The following is a 15,290-nucleotide window of genomic DNA, read 5'->3' as shown; positions in this document are numbered from 1 at the left end:
GTTTGCTATGGTCGCCGAACTAAAAACCACTCTGCTGATATAACGACAATAATTTTTTCGCCCCCAGCAACAGATTTTCTTCCCAGTCCAGATGTGCCGTATCGTTGGCGCCATCGGTAATATATTTGACGGAAATCAGCCGTACATCCAGTTTTTTACAGACTTTGGCCAACGCATAGCCTTCCATATCCACCAGATTACAGGCCACTTTCGGTGTACCAGTTTCAAAGCTGTCACCGGTGCCACAAATACCAGCCGGTAAATGGGAAAAATGCTGCGGCAAATGAATTTCCGCCGGATGATCGTCATCCATGGGCGTCACTCCGACCTGAAAACCCAACGGCGATACATCCATATCACGCTGTACAAACTGGGTCACTTCCACCAGCTCATGCGCATTAAAATAGGAGCTGCCGGCCGTACCTAAATTTAACAGGGTTTTACAGCCAGTTTTCTGAATTACCTCAAAGGCTTTAAAGGCAGCATTAATCTTGCCAATACCACTATAATGCACCTCGATGCCAGCCTGTTCAAACAGACCTTTGGATTCACTTGGCAATGCCATAATTAAGGCCAGATCCGACATTATTGCTTCTCTACCGCAGTTGCTGGGAGCCACATTAGAAAGCAAAAGGCAGAAAAATAAAAGCTATCCCTGAAATGACAGGTCTTCCAACGACTCCACTTTTTTTCATATCTATGCAGCTTTTCAGTACTGGCTACGCGTTTCCATTTTCATTCGCTCCTGATAAAAACCCGCCAGTGCTGTGGCACCGGTCAAAAATGAGCAAGAAAAATTTTGCATAAAAACAGAACAACAAGACGAATGTGTGAGAATATGGCAATATATAGCCTTTCTTAATGTATAACGTCATTCTTTGCCCATGCAGCTCCTCCGTCTGAATGCTTTAGCGCCTGATTTTCAACTGGAAAAAACTGCCGTTACCATCGGTAATTTTGACGGCGTGCATTTGGGACATCAGGCCATGATTGCCCAGCTAAAACAGCTGGCAGCAGCCCAGCAGCTGAAAACCCTGGTGATGATTTTCGAGCCACAGCCGCTGGAATTTTTTAAAGGCTATGAAGCGCCGCCACGCATCAGCTCCTTAAGAGAAAAAGTCGAATACTTAACCGAGCTGGGCGTGGACTATATCGCGGTTGCTAAATTTGATAATTATTTCCGTAGCTTAAGCGCCGAAGCCTTTGCCGACATACTCAAATATAAACTCAATGCCCACAGTCTGGTGCTGGGTGATGACTTCCATTTTGGCAAAAACCGTCAGGGCAATAGCGAGTTTTTGCAGCAATACGGCTTTCAGGTCACCAACTTAAACACTATTCTGGCCGATGGTGAACGGGTCAGCTCGACCCGGATCCGTCAGACCTTGCAGGCCGGCAATTTAGCGCTGGCAGCCAAATTGCTGGGGCGCCCGTATAGCATTACTGGCCGGGTACAATACGGCGACCAGATTGGCCGGACCATTGATTTTCCAACCATTAATGTCCGTCTGAACCGGCATAAACCCTGCCTGAACGGGATTTATGGCGTGGAAGTGCTCTGTGAAACTGAATCCTTACAAGCCAAAGTTCAGGCAGAGAATCCGAACCAGCCGGGAATTGCCGGCTATGACCCGACCGCGCTGTTTGGCGCCGGTCATGTCGGCACCCGACCAGCCATCAAACAGGACCATCCGGAATGGCGATTAGAAGTACATTTCCCCGAGGTTTCTGCTAATCTGTATGGCCTGTTAATGCGGGTGACGTTCTTAAACTATTTACATGGCGAAAAGGACTATCCTTCGCTTGAAGCCTTAAAAGCTGGAATTGATGATGATGTGGAGAAACTGCTTGAGTTTCGCCGCAGCACCCCAAAATTCCCTTTTGAATAACTCACATTTTTACTGTAAAACGTGTCAGTCAAATGGCTGATTAAATTGGAAGACAACTTGCATGAGCGATAAGCAAACTCCTGAAAATGCAGTGGACTATAAAGCCACACTGAACCTCCCAGGTACTGACTTTGCAATGAAAGCAAACCTCGCAGTACGTGAAGCGAAATGGTTAGAAGAGTGGTATGCCGATGACATTTATCAGCAGATTCGTGCATCGCGTATCGGCAAGAAAAAATATGTGCTTCATGACGGCCCTCCGTATGCCAATGGTCAAATCCACCTTGGTCACGCGGTCAACAAGGTCCTGAAAGACATCATCATTAAAAGTCGTGTCATGGACGGTTTTGACGCGCCATATGTGCCAGGCTGGGACTGTCACGGTCTTCCAATTGAACTGAAAGTTGAAGAAAAAGTTGGCAAAGTCGGCGTCAAAGTTGATGCTTCGACCTTCCGTAAAGCCTGCCGTGAATATGCCTACACCCAGGTCGAACTACAAAAGAAAGACTTTATCCGTATGGGCGTGTTCGGCGACTGGAACAACCCATACCTGACCATGAACTTCAAGCAGGAAGCAGATATTGTCCGTTCTCTGGGTGCCATTGCCAAAGCCGGTCATATCGAGCCAGGCCTGAAGCCAGTGAACTGGTGTCTGGACTGTGGTTCAGCGCTGGCAGAAGCTGAAGTTGAATATGAAGATAAAAAATCCGATGCAATTGACGTCGGTTTTACAGTGGTTGACTTAGCTGATTTGTCTGCACGTTTGGGTGTTGACGTTAAAGACTCAACCGATATCGTGATCTGGACCACCACCCCATGGACCCTGCCAGCCAACCAAGCCGTGGCATTACATGCCGAACTTGAATATCAACTGGTCAAGGCGCGTGGTGAAGAACAGGCCGAGCAAAACTTTATTCTGGCAAAAACACTGGTAGAATCTGCGACCCAGCGTTATGGCTTCAGCTCGGTTGAAGTGCTGGCCGAGTTTGCCGGTAGCAAACTGGAAAATCTGGTGCTGCAACATCCGTTAATTACTGAGCGTCAAGTGCCGGTGATTCTGGGTGAACACGTCACCGATGCCAGCGGTACAGGTGCCGTGCATACTGCACCAGGCCACGGTGTAGACGACTATAAAGTCGGCCTGCAATATAACCTGAAAGTCGACAACCCGGTGGGCGGCAACGGTGTCTATTTACCGACTGCGCCAATTTTTGCTGGTGAACATATTTATAAAGCCAATCCGCAAATTATTGCCGCGCTGGGCGAAGCCAACAAATTGTGGGCACATCATCCTATCAAGCATAGCTATCCGCACTGCTGGCGTCATAAAACCCCGATTATCTTCCGTGCCACACCACAATGGTTTATCAGCATGGATGCCAAAGGTTTACGCCAAGGCGCCCTGAATGCAATTGAAAACGAGATCAGCTTCGTGCCAGATTGGGGTAAAAACCGGATTCAGGCAATGATCGAAGGCCGTCCGGACTGGTGTATTTCGCGTCAGCGTACCTGGGGCGTACCAATCCCGTTCTTCGTGCATAAAGACACCAACGAACTGCATCCACGTACCCCTGAACTGATCGAAGAAGTGGCTAAACTGATCGAACAGGAAGGTATTGATGGCTGGTATAACCGTGAAGCCAAAGACTTCATTGGTGATGATGCTGAACACTACAACGCCGTACGTGACACCTTAGACGTCTGGTTTGACTCGGGTACAACCCACTATGCCGTGCTGCGTGAACGTGAAGAGCTGCAAGATCCGGCCGATCTGTACCTTGAAGGTTCGGATCAGCACCGTGGCTGGTTCCAGTCTTCACTGCTGACCTCGATTGCGATCAATGAACGTGCGCCATACAAAGGCTTGTTAACGCATGGTTTCGTGGTCGATGAAAAAGGCCGCAAAATGTCGAAGTCACTCGGGAATATCATTACCCCGCAAGACATCATTAAAGACATGGGTGCAGACGGCTTACGTTTCTGGATTGCCTCTGCGGATTACCGTTATGAAATGACCGCCGGTAAAGAAATCTTTAGCCGTGCCTCAGACGGTTACCGCCGTATTCGTAACACGCTGCGTTTCTTGCTGGCCAACTTAAACGGCTTTAAACCATCGACTGATGCCCTGCCGGTGGATCAGCTGATTGCGCTAGATCAATACATCCTGCAACGTGCGTCTGAAGTACAAGAAACCATCAAGAAAGCCTATGAAGATATGAACTTCCATATCGTCACCAGCGCCTTGACCAACTTCTGTATTAATGACTTGGGTGGTTTCTACCTCGACATCATCAAAGACCGTCAGTACACCACCAAAGCGGACTCGCAAGCACGTCATTCTGCACAAACTGCGCTGTATCACCTGGTACAGGCCTTTGTACGCTGGATGGCGCCAATCCTGAGCTTCACTGCCCAAGAAGCGTGGCCACTGATTCCTGAGCAGTCAGAGAAATATGTATTCACCGCTGAATGGTATGAGCTGCCGGTGGCCTCTGAAGCCAACGTGCTGGCTGAAAGCGAATGGCAGACTTTAATTACCGTAAAATCTGCCGTGAACAAGTTTATTGAAGCGGCGCGTACTGCAAAAACTGTCGGTTCTAACCTGTCTGCCAAAGTGGAGCTGTGGGCCAATGCCGAGCTGAAAGCGGTGCTGGATAAACTGGGCGATGAACTGCGTTTTGTCCTGATTACTTCTCAGGTGATTGTGAATGAGTTTGATGCAGCACAAGGCGAAGCTTCTGATCTTGACGGTCTGAACGTGAAAGTCTCTGCCGCAGATGGCGAGAAATGTGTACGCTGCTGGCACGTCCTGCCAGATGTGAATACACATCCTGCACATCCAGGTTTATGTGGTCGTTGTATTATTAACCTCCCGACAGGCCAAGGCGAAGAGAGAAAATATGCCTAATCCACAACCGAAAAAGGGCTTATTCCAGTTCTATCCGCACAATTTGTGGTGGATCGGACTGTCTATTGTGGCGATTATTCTGGATCAATGGACCAAATGGATTGCAGTCACCCATCTGAATTATGCAGATCCGGTGCCTGTGCTGCCCTTTTTAAATTGGACATTACTGCATAACTATGGCGCAGCCTTTAGTTTCTTGTCCGATGCGGGTGGCTGGCAACGCTATTTCTTCACCTCACTGGCAGGTTTGGTCTCCGTGATCTTTGTGTTCTGGCTGATGCGTATGCCAAAGAACATGCTGGTATTACCGCTGGCCATTGCCCTGATTCTGGGCGGGGCCATTGGTAACCTGATTGATCGGGTCGCTTTGGGCTATGTGGTCGACTTTATTCATGTTTACTACAACAACAGCCACTTCCCTGCCTTTAATATTGCAGATAGTGCCATTACCTTAGGCACCATCTTGCTTCTTATTGATACGTTTTTCCTGGAAAAACACCGTATTCAACGTGCGCAGGCGCAACATGACTGAATTTATCAATCCGAACGAAGACACCCGTATTGAAGCGGGTTCTAAAGTTGAACTTCATTTTTCTGTGGCCATTGAAAGCGGCCCGGAAATTGACAATACCCGTAGCCGTGCCGAACCGGTCAGTCTGGTGATGGGCGATGGCAGCCTGTTACCGGGTTTTGAAAAAGCCCTGTTTGGCTTGCGTGCTGGTGACCGTCGTACCGTGAGCCTGCCGCCCGAAGAGGCTTTTGGTCCATGGAACCCGGAAAATGTCCAAACCTTTGACACCGTCAAGTTTGAACAGCGTCCGGTTGAAGGCCACATGATCGAGTTTGAAGATAAGGCCAAACAAAGCCTGTATGGCGTGGTCAAATCGGTCAATGATGACATCACCGAAGTCGACTTTAACCATCCACTGGCCGGTAAAGACATTACCTTTGAAGTGGAAATCTTTAAAGTCACCCCAGCGGGCCAGCAAGGCATTCAACTGAAATAAAAGTTCCATATTTTTGAAAAGCTCCTTCGGGAGCTTTTTTTATGCCATTTTCATGAGGCAGATACAAACTGACTCTATTCAGGCTAACGCAATTCACGTTAATTTGATCCCTACAGCAAAAACAACACAGGATAAAACATGAATATTCAGATTATTGTTGGCAGTGTACGCGAGGGACGTACCGCCATTAAAGTCGCACACTGGGTACAGCAGGCCATTAAAAGCTATAACTTTAGTACCGTGCAGACCGAGCTGGTCGATTTAAAAGAATGGAACCTGCCACTATTTGCCGGTCCGAATCCGCCGCTAAGCGGTATTTATGACCAGCCGCGTCAACAGGAATGGGCCGACAAAATTGCCCAGGGCGATGCCTTTATTTTTATCAGCCCCGAATATAACCATGGCTATAGCCCGGCCTTGAAAAATGCGCTGGATTATCTGGGCAAAGAGTGGCAAGGCAAACCGGCGGCTTATATCGGCTATGGTGCCACCAATGGATCACGCTCGATTGACCAGATCCGTCAGGTCGGCACCCAGCTGGGACTGATTGACAGCAATGCAGTGGTGGAAATCCGCGATATTTTTAGCCGTAACCGTAGCGAAAGCTTTGAACCAAATGAATTTGATGACAAGACCCTGAAACAGGTGGTCGACAAGCTGATTCAATATGTCAGCTCATAACGGCAGCAGCCCTGTAAGCATTTTCTTACAGCAGCTGTGGTGAACTGCGACTAGGGTGCGGCGCGCTTTCATTTTATAGTACCTACATACAGAGACAGGAGGTCTCTTAAATCAAAACAATAACAATAAAAGCAACAACAGCAGGATGCTGATCGGTACGACAGGAGTTATACCGGAATAATGAATCCAGAGAAGCCCGGACAGGATGTTCGGGCTTCTTTTATTTCAGTCCTTTATTTTCTGGTTGGTGTGGATGATGCGCTATTTTAAATCAATCGCTGTTGTACGCCTGAGCGTACAGTACTTGTCGGGTTTTACGGCTGGTTGGTTCTGATCGCCTGACGTATATTAAAACCATACCGGGACAGGAGGTCTCGTTGCATAAAACAATAATCATAAGCCGCATGCAGGATGCACGCACAGATATAACAGGAGTGATATCTGAGAACTGAATCTAAAAAGCCCCGACAGGACGTCGGGGCTTTTTATTATCTACGAATTCATTATTTGGCTGTCATTTTCAGCAAGCTGGCACCTTTGCCATCTTCAATGACCCATAAATGACCATCACGCGCTTCAATCACCCCGCGAATACGCTGCTTCATGTCCAGCCGTTGTACTTCACGTACCGGTTGAGCCTGGGTATCAATCACAATAATCGTCTGCGACGACAATCCTCCGGCAATGGCCTTATTTTTCCACTGTGGAAACTGATCGCCACGGTAAAAGATTAAACTCGAAGGTGAAATGACCGGGGTCCAGTCCAGTTCTGGCGCTTTAAATTCTGGCCGGGTCGCATGATCCGGAATTGGCTGACCGCTATAATGATCACCATTGGACACAAGCGGATAGCCATAATTGGCGCCTTTTTCAATCCGGTTCAGCTCATCTCCGCCTTTGGGTCCCATCTCAATCACCCACAGCTGCCCCGCCGGGTCAAACGCCATACCTAAAGGATTCCGATGCCCCAGACTCCATACCTGTGCCGCAATCTGGCCCTGAGCACGGAACGGATTATCTGGCGCAGCGCTGCCATCTGCATTTAAACGTAAAATTTTCCCTAAATTGGAGTTCAGGTCCTGTGCCGGATCGAACTTTTGTCGCTCTCCCGAACTGACCCACAAATAGCCGGCCTGATCAAACAACAGCCGGTGAGCATAATGCCCCTGCCCCGGAACTTTCGGCACTTGGGCCCAGATCTGCTGTATATTTTTTAGCTGTGGCTGAGCCGCATCTTTTAAATCCAGCTCGGCACGCGCCACCACCGCACCATAACCACCCGTGCCGGCTTCTACATAACTTAAATAGACCCAGCGATTCTGGGCAAACTGTGGATGCAGCGCGACATCACCCAAACCGCCCTGCCCGCCATAGGCAACTTTGGGGACACCTTTAACCTCAAGCAGCAGTTTATTGCTCGGGTTAAACAATTTGAGTCGTCCACGCTTTTCAGTAATTAACAAGCGGCCATCGGGCAGCTCAGCCATCGCCCACGGTTCCTGTAAGCGCGCCACCCGTTCCAGCTGATAAGACTGGCTGGTCTTGCTAGTTTCACTGCTTTGGGCGGCTTTCGCTGAATTGGCAGGCTCGGTCTGGGCATTACATCCGGTGGTTAATCCTGCGATGAGCAATGCCGCAGGCCAGGTCAAATATTGTTGTAGTTTTGCCATGACATTTCCTAAAACAGAACAGACAATACTTTGATTGTAGCCCAAAGCCAGTTTTGACCAAGAACACTTGCGTAACCTGCCGGACTTTGTCCGTTTTGGCTTACACCGAATGAAGACAATTGAGGCTAGGAGCAAACCCAGAATTTTCGTATTCTAAATTCATCAGGAAACAGGACGTTTCCCAAACGGAAAACAACAATAATTAGTTTGCGCACCAGGATCGTGAGGTACGACAGGAGTTATACCTAAAGCACGAAATACGAAGAAACCCCGTCAGGATGATGGGGTTTCTTTTTATCTGTGGTTTTTGTTTTCTTAATGCCATAAAAAAAGCCCCCAATCTATGGAGGCTTTTTTCATTTAATACCAATTAGGCTTTGGCAATCGCCGCTTTGCCTGCTTTAATCTGTTCTGCTTCATCTTCACTCATGATCAGCGCCACGGCAATTGCGGTAATCAATACCGGTAAACCGACAGCAATAAAGTTGAAGTGTGCTGGCAGGTTCATACCGAGTAAGCCACCAATCAGGATTGGTCCAACAATCGCACCCATACGGCCAATTGCAGATGACCAGCCAATTCCGGTTGAACGTACTGCCAGTGGATAGTATTGCGCCACATAACTATACAGCAACATTTGTGAACCGATTGACGCTGCACCCGCCAAGAATACCAAGATGTACAGCAAGAACTGGTTTGACTGGAAGCCCATCAGACTCATCACAATCGCGCCCATAATCCCCAGGAACATCAACACCGGTTTCAGATGGAAACGGTCAGCCAGAATACCACCGCCGACAATACCAACCACGGCACCCACGTTCATCACCATCATGAACATCAGACTATTGTCCATTGAATAGCCTGCCGCCATCATCAGTTTAGGCAACCAGCTGCTTAAGGCGTACATGGTCAGCAAGCAGGTAAAGAACGCTAACCAGAACAATAAGGTGTTTAACGCACGGCCACGTTTGAACAGGCTTACCACGTTGGCTGCTTCCGGCACATCGACCTGATGCAGTTCAAATTTGGTTTCATTGCTAATCTGCACTTCTGGGGCCAAGCGGGCCATGATTGGACGCGCCTGTTCCTGCTTGTTCTCTTTCACAATAAACATCAGCGATTCAGGCAGGAATTTCCAGATAATTGGCAACAGCAACAGTGGAATACCGGCAATAAAGAACATGATTTCCCAGCCAAAGCTTGGGGTTAACCAGGCACCCAATAATGCTGCCATCACCCCACCCACTGCATAACCACTAAACATGGTGGTCACCAGCGTACTACGCATGTTCTTTGGCGCGTATTCAGAGGTTAAAGCCACCAGGTTAGGCATCACCCCACCAATCCCTAAACCGGCCAGGAAGCGCAAAATACCGAATTCTGTCGGATTAGAAGCAAAGCCACCTGCGAAGGTCAGACCACTGAATAACACAATACAGATCATGATGACTTTTTTACGGCCAATTTTGTCGGCCAATGAGCCGAAAATCATGGCACCGAACATCATCCCTGCCAATGCAGTACTGGCCAGCATACCGGCTTGCACCGCACTTAAGCCCCACTCGTCCATTAATAAAGGCAATACCACACCATTAATGGCTAAATCATAACCATCAAATAAAATGATCAGTAGACACCATGCCACTACATTAAAATGAAATGGTTTAAATTTTGCGTGATCAATGACATCATTTACGTTAATAGTTTGATGTGTCATTCCTCACCTCCTGTGAGTCTGTGTTTCAGTGAACTTCCATAGCAACCCATAATGAAGACCCTCATTTCGAGCCTTCTTCATCCACACTTTGCTAGTGGAGTAGATGGTGCAACTTTCACACAATTTACAGAAAATAAGAATTGAACATTAGTCTACAATCCTATTAATAATTAAAGTTTTATATATTATTCTCATTAGACATAAGTTTTATTTTGCTTTATTAAGCACACAAATTTTCTGCATAAAAAAATCCCCCTGCTGTTTAAGCTAGGGGGATTTTGAATTAATGAGCTGGCGATGACTTACTCTCACATGGGTAACCCCACACTACCATCAGCGCTAAGAGGTTTCACTTCTGAGTTCGGGAAGGGATCAGGTGGTTCACTCTTGCTATTGTCGCCAGCACAACTGTTATGGACTTGTTCGGGTCTTAGTTACTTTGCTTAAGCTTGATGCTTTTGCATGTAATGCCTTACTTTGTTCCAAATGAGTTATTAACGGATTGGCTATTGGGTCTGAATTTTATTGTGTCGCATTAACTAAATCAAGGATTAGTTTAGAATTCAGCTTGATACAACAACTGTTTGGGTGTTGTATAGTCAAGCCTCACGAGCAATTAGTATTGGTCAGCTTCACATATCGCTATGCTTCCACACCCAACCTATCAACGTCCTAGTCTCGAACGGCTCTTTAGAGGAATAAATTCCTAGGGAAATCTTATCTTGAGGTAGGCTTCCCGCTTAGATGCTTTCAGCGGTTATCCCTTCCGAACATAGCTACCCGGCGATGCGACTGGCGTCACAACCGGTACACCAGAGGTTCGTCCACTCTGGTCCTCTCGTACTAGGAGCAGATCCTCTCAAATTTCCAGCGCCCACGGTAGATAGGGACCGAACTGTCTCACGACGTTCTAAACCCAGCTCGCGTACCTCTTTAAATGGCGAACAGCCATACCCTTGGGACCTGCTTCAGCCCCAGGATGAGATGAGCCGACATCGAGGTGCCAAACACCGCCGTCGATATGAACTCTTGGGCGGTATCAGCCTGTTATCCCCAGAGTACCTTTTATCCGTTGAGCGATGGCCCTTCCATACAGAACCACCGGATCACTAAGACCTACTTTCGTACCTGCTCGACTTGTGGGTCTCGCAGTTAAGCGCGCTTTTGCCTTTATACTCTACGCGTGATTTCCGACCACGCTGAGCGCACCTTCGTACTCCTCCGTTACTCTTTAGGAGGAGACCGCCCCAGTCAAACTACCCACCAGACATGGTCCTCGTCCCGGATCACGGGACAGAGTTAGAACCTCAACATTACCAGGGTGGTATTTCAAGGACGGCTCCATTGGAACTGGCGTTCCAACTTCAAAGCCTCCCACCTATCCTACACAAGTAAGGTCAAAGTTCAATGTCAAGCTGCAGTAAAGGTTCACGGGGTCTTTCCGTCTAGCCGCGGGTACACTGCATCTTCACAGCGATTTCGATTTCACTGAGCCTCTGCTGGAGACAGCGCCGCCATCATTATGCCATTCGTGCAGGTCGGAACTTACCCGACAAGGAATTTCGCTACCTTAGGACCGTTATAGTTACGGCCGCCGTTTACTGGGGCTTCGATCAAGAGCTTCGCTTACGCTAACCCCATCAATTAACCTTCCAGCACCGGGCAGGCATCACACCCTATACGTCCACTTTCGTGTTTGCAGAGTGCTATGTTTTTAATAAACAGTTGCAGCGGCCTGGTTTCTGCGGCTGTCAACCGCTCAGGGAGCAAGTCCCATCACCGTCAACAGCGTACCTTCTCCCGAAGTTACGGTACCATTTTGCCTAGTTCCTTCAGCAGAGTTCTCTCAAGCGCTTTGGTCTACTCGACCTGACCACCTGTGTCGGTTTCGGGTACGATTCCAGTGTAACTGAAGCTTAGAGACTTTTCCTGGAAGCATGGTATCAGCCACTTCGCTAGTAAACTAGCTTGCTATCAGCTCTCAGCATAGAGCACCCCGGATTTGCCTAAGATGCATGCCTACAGCCTTCCACCTGGACAACCAACGCCAGGCTGACTTAACCTTCTCCGTCCTCTCATCGCATTATACTGAAGTATTGGAATATTAACCAATTTCCCATCGACTACGCCTCTCGGCCTCGCCTTAGGGGTCGACTCACCCAGCCCCGATTAACGTTGGACTGGAACCCTTGGTCTTTCAGCGAACGGGTTTTTCACCCGTTTTGTCGTTACTCACGTCAGCATTCGCACTTCTGATACCTCCAGCAGACTTCTCAATCCACCTTCATCGGCTTACAGAACGCTCCCCTACCACGTATACAATGTATACATCCGCAGCTTCGGCACATAGTTTTAGCCCCGTTACATCTTCCGCGCAGGCCGACTCGACTAGTGAGCTATTACGCTTTCTTTAAAGGGTGGCTGCTTCTAAGCCAACCTCCTAGCTGTCTATGCCTTCCCACATCGTTTCCCACTTAACTATGATTTTGGGGCCTTAGCTGGCGGTCTGGATTGTTTTCCTCTTGACTACGGACGTTAGCACCCGCAGTCTGTCTCCCGGATAGTACTCATCGGTATTCGGAGTTTGCATCGGTTTGGTAAGTCGGGATGACCCCCTAGCCGAAACAGTGCTCTACCCCCAATGGTATTCGTCCGAGGCGCTACCTAAATAGCTTTCGGGGAGAACCAGCTATCACCAGGCTTGATTAGCCTTTCACCCCTATCCACAAGTCATCCCCTGGCTTTTCAACGACAGTGGGTTCGGTCCTCCAGTTAGTGTTACCCAACCTTCAACCTGCTCATGGATAGATCGCCTGGTTTCGGGTCTACACCCAGCAACTATACGCCCTATTAAGACTCGGTTTCCCTACGGCTCCCCTATGCGGTTAACCTTGCTACTGAATGTAAGTCGCTGACCCATTATACAAAAGGTACGCAGTCACCGAACAAGTCGGCTCCCACTGCTTGTATGCATGCGGTTTCAGGATCTATTTCACTCCCCTCACAGGGGTTCTTTTCGCCTTTCCCTCACGGTACTGGTTCACTATCGGTCAGTCAGGAGTATTTAGCCTTGGAGGATGGTCCCCCCATATTCAGACAAGGTTTCACGTGCCTCGCCCTACTCGTCATCATTATGTGTGCCCTTTCGTGTACAGGACTATCACCCACTATGGTTGCACTTCCCAGAGCATTCCACTAAAACACACATAACTTAATGGGCTGTTCCCCTTTCGCTCGCCGCTACTGAGGGAATCTCAATTGATTTCTTTTCCTAAGGGTACTGAGATGTTTCACTTCCCCTCGTTCGCCTCGCAACACTATGTATTCATGTTGCAATACCTACCTTATGGTAAGTGGGTTTCCCCATTCAGACATCTCCGGATCAAAGGATATTTGCCGCCTCCCCGGAGCTTTTCGCAGGCTATCACGTCTTTCTTCGCCTCTGACTGCCAAGGCATCCACCACATGCACTTAATTACTTGACTATACAACCCCAAACAGTCGTTAATCCCTACAAGTAGGATTAAGACAATTAAATAAATAATCAATTATCTATTTAATCTACAGTTCGAAGTCCCGTGCACTTAAGCACCGTACAGCTTCAATCTAAATTCATATACCAAAACGCTTGATTCAGTTAATTTGCTAGTTCTCAATTCAATCTACGTTCATCAACCCGTCATAACAACGCGTTAACGTATATTGATTGAGTGAACAATTTATTTCAGACTCAATTTTGCCAATCTGTTAATGATTCACTGCATCCTCGTCGGACTGCAGTCAACTGTGATAAATCACAGAGATTAATAAGCATAAACTTACTAAGCTCTATAATCTATGGTGGAGACTAGGAGAGTCGAACTCCTGACCTCCTGCGTGCAAAGCAGGCGCTCTACCAACTAAGCTAAGTCCCCAGCTTATCATTTAAGTCAATGTTCTGATTTCTATTCGCTCTGCAATTGCTTGCTTGTCGTTAGTGGTGGGTCTGACAAGACTTGAACTTGTGACCCCACGCTTATCAAGCGTGTGCTCTAACCAACTGAGCTACAGACCCTCAGATACATCGTCATGAAGAACAACTTGTTGTGGATTCTTACTAATCGTCAATCTTTCGTTAAGGAGGTGATCCAGCCGCAGGTTCCCCTACGGCTACCTTGTTACGACTTCACCCCAGTCATCGGCCACACCGTGGTAAGCGTCCTCCCTAAGGTTAGACTACCTACTTCTGGTGCAACAAACTCCCATGGTGTGACGGGCGGTGTGTACAAGGCCCGGGAACGTATTCACCGCGGCATTCTGATCCGCGATTACTAGCGATTCCGACTTCATGGAGTCGAGTTGCAGACTCCAATCCGGACTACGATCGGCTTTTTGAGATTAGCATCACATCGCTGTGTAGCAACCCTTTGTACCGACCATTGTAGCACGTGTGTAGCCCTGGCCGTAAGGGCCATGATGACTTGACGTCGTCCCCGCCTTCCTCCAGTTTGTCACTGGCAGTATCCTTAAAGTTCCCATCCGAAATGCTGGCAAGTAAGGAAAAGGGTTGCGCTCGTTGCGGGACTTAACCCAACATCTCACGACACGAGCTGACGACAGCCATGCAGCACCTGTATCAGAGTTCCCGAAGGCACCAATCCATCTCTGGAAAGTTCTCTGTATGTCAAGGCCAGGTAAGGTTCTTCGCGTTGCATCGAATTAAACCACATGCTCCACCGCTTGTGCGGGCCCCCGTCAATTCATTTGAGTTTTAGTCTTGCGACCGTACTCCCCAGGCGGTCTACTTATCGCGTTAGCTGCGCCACTAAAGCCTCAAAGGCCCCAACGGCTAGTAGACATCGTTTACGGCATGGACTACCAGGGTATCTAATCCTGTTTGCTCCCCATGCTTTCGCACCTCAGTGTCAGTATTAGGCCAGATGGCTGCCTTCGCCATCGGTATTCCTCCAGATCTCTACGCATTTCACCGCTACACCTGGAATTCTACCATCCTCTCCCATACTCTAGCTAACCAGTATCGAATGCAATTCCCAAGTTAAGCTCGGGGATTTCACATTTGACTTAATTAGCCACCTACGCGCGCTTTACGCCCAGTAAATCCGATTAACGCTCGCACCCTCTGTATTACCGCGGCTGCTGGCACAGAGTTAGCCGGTGCTTATTCTGCGAGTAACGTCCACGCATCTAGGGTATTAGCCTAGAGCGCCTCCTCCTCGCTTAAAGTGCTTTACAACCAAAAGGCCTTCTTCACACACGCGGCATGGCTGGATCAGGGTTCCCCCCATTGTCCAATATTCCCCACTGCTGCCTCCCGTAGGAGTCTGGGCCGTGTCTCAGTCCCAGTGTGGCGGATCATCCTCTCAGACCCGCTACAGATCGTCGCCTTGGTAGGCCTTTACCCTACCAACTAGCTAA

8 protein-coding genes, 2 tRNA genes and 3 rRNA genes are annotated in these 15,290 nt (G+C 48.5%); 5 read left to right on the top strand and 8 right to left on the bottom strand.

All coding sequences use genetic code 11. The annotated features are described in order from the left end of the window. Positions 1-19: 19 nt before the first annotated feature. On the bottom strand, positions 20-586 hold the full coding sequence (locus P253_RS08615; protein WP_005181021.1) for a 5'-methylthioadenosine/S-adenosylhomocysteine nucleosidase family protein: 567 nt from the start codon (positions 584-586) through the stop codon (positions 20-22). A 298-nt stretch (positions 587-884) separates the two neighbouring features. Between P253_RS08615 and ribF the strand changes: the two genes are divergently transcribed. The 5 genes from ribF to P253_RS08590 all read left to right on the top strand — a co-directional run bounded on the left by ribF (position 885) and on the right by P253_RS08590 (position 6,485). Further along, positions 885-1,889: a riboflavin biosynthesis protein RibF gene (gene ribF, locus P253_RS08610; RefSeq protein ID WP_016658673.1), complete on the top strand. Its 1,005-nt coding sequence runs from the start codon at positions 885-887 to the stop codon at positions 1,887-1,889. A 61-nt stretch (positions 1,890-1,950) separates the two neighbouring features. After that, positions 1,951-4,797 (top strand): isoleucine--tRNA ligase, encoded by a 2,847-nt coding sequence (gene ileS / locus P253_RS08605; protein ID WP_016658672.1) that lies wholly within the window; start codon positions 1,951-1,953, stop codon positions 4,795-4,797. After that, positions 4,790-5,329 (top strand): signal peptidase II, encoded by a 540-nt coding sequence (gene lspA / locus P253_RS08600; RefSeq protein ID WP_005181030.1) that lies wholly within the window; start codon positions 4,790-4,792, stop codon positions 5,327-5,329. The genes ileS and lspA overlap by 8 nt, the downstream gene beginning before the upstream one ends. Beyond that, positions 5,322-5,804 carry an FKBP-type peptidyl-prolyl cis-trans isomerase gene (locus P253_RS08595; protein WP_005181033.1) on the top strand — a complete coding sequence of 161 codons (483 nt, stop codon included), beginning with the start codon at positions 5,322-5,324 and terminating at the stop codon, positions 5,802-5,804. The genes lspA and P253_RS08595 overlap by 8 nt, the downstream gene beginning before the upstream one ends. Positions 5,805-5,942: 138 nt before the next feature. Continuing rightward, positions 5,943-6,485 carry an NADPH-dependent FMN reductase gene (locus P253_RS08590; protein ID WP_005181039.1) on the top strand — a complete coding sequence of 181 codons (543 nt, stop codon included), beginning with the start codon at positions 5,943-5,945 and terminating at the stop codon, positions 6,483-6,485. 503 nt (positions 6,486-6,988) lie between these two features. Here the strand turns inward: P253_RS08590 and P253_RS08585 are convergent. The 7 genes from P253_RS08585 to P253_RS08555 all read right to left on the bottom strand — a co-directional run. Further along, a complete protein-coding gene (locus P253_RS08585) occupies positions 6,989-8,155 on the bottom strand; it encodes a PQQ-dependent sugar dehydrogenase (RefSeq protein ID WP_016658671.1) in 1,167 nt (388 codons plus the stop codon). A gap of 370 nt (positions 8,156-8,525) precedes the next feature. Beyond that, complete coding sequence (locus tag P253_RS08580; protein WP_016658670.1) at positions 8,526-9,875, bottom strand: aromatic acid/H+ symport family MFS transporter; 1,350 nt, start codon at positions 9,873-9,875, stop codon at positions 8,526-8,528. A gap of 289 nt (positions 9,876-10,164) precedes the next feature. Beyond that, positions 10,165-10,279, bottom strand: a 5S ribosomal RNA gene (gene rrf / locus P253_RS08575). Positions 10,280-10,470: 191 nt separating this feature from the next. After that, positions 10,471-13,360 (bottom strand): 23S ribosomal RNA (locus P253_RS08570). 353 nt (positions 13,361-13,713) lie between these two features. Further along, a tRNA-Ala gene (locus tag P253_RS08565) sits at positions 13,714-13,789 on the bottom strand. Between the two features lie 63 nt (positions 13,790-13,852). Continuing rightward, positions 13,853-13,929: transfer RNA gene (locus tag P253_RS08560), tRNA-Ile, on the bottom strand. 61 nt (positions 13,930-13,990) lie between these two features. Continuing rightward, positions 13,991-15,290, bottom strand: a 16S ribosomal RNA gene (locus P253_RS08555); the annotation flags it as partial.

The organism is Acinetobacter indicus CIP 110367 (assembly GCF_000488255.1).
GTDB lineage: Bacteria > Pseudomonadota > Gammaproteobacteria > Pseudomonadales > Moraxellaceae > Acinetobacter > Acinetobacter indicus.
This window is presented reverse-complemented; position numbering and strand designations above follow the sequence as displayed.

Coding starts and splice junctions, on each gene's coding strand:
- ileS (WP_016658672.1), top strand. CDS start 1,951: ATGAGCGATAAGCAAACTCCTGAAAATGCAGTGGACTATAAAGCCACA.
- lspA (WP_005181030.1), top strand. CDS start 4,790: ATGCCTAATCCACAACCGAAAAAGGGCTTATTCCAGTTCTATCCGCAC.
- P253_RS08595 (WP_005181033.1), top strand. CDS start 5,322: ATGACTGAATTTATCAATCCGAACGAAGACACCCGTATTGAAGCGGGT.
- P253_RS08590 (WP_005181039.1), top strand. CDS start 5,943: ATGAATATTCAGATTATTGTTGGCAGTGTACGCGAGGGACGTACCGCC.
- ribF (WP_016658673.1), top strand. CDS start 885: ATGCAGCTCCTCCGTCTGAATGCTTTAGCGCCTGATTTTCAACTGGAA.
- P253_RS08585 (WP_016658671.1), bottom strand. CDS start 8,155: ATGGCAAAACTACAACAATATTTGACCTGGCCTGCGGCATTGCTCATC.
- P253_RS08580 (WP_016658670.1), bottom strand. CDS start 9,875: ATGACACATCAAACTATTAACGTAAATGATGTCATTGATCACGCAAAA.
- P253_RS08615 (WP_005181021.1), bottom strand. CDS start 586: ATGTCGGATCTGGCCTTAATTATGGCATTGCCAAGTGAATCCAAAGGT.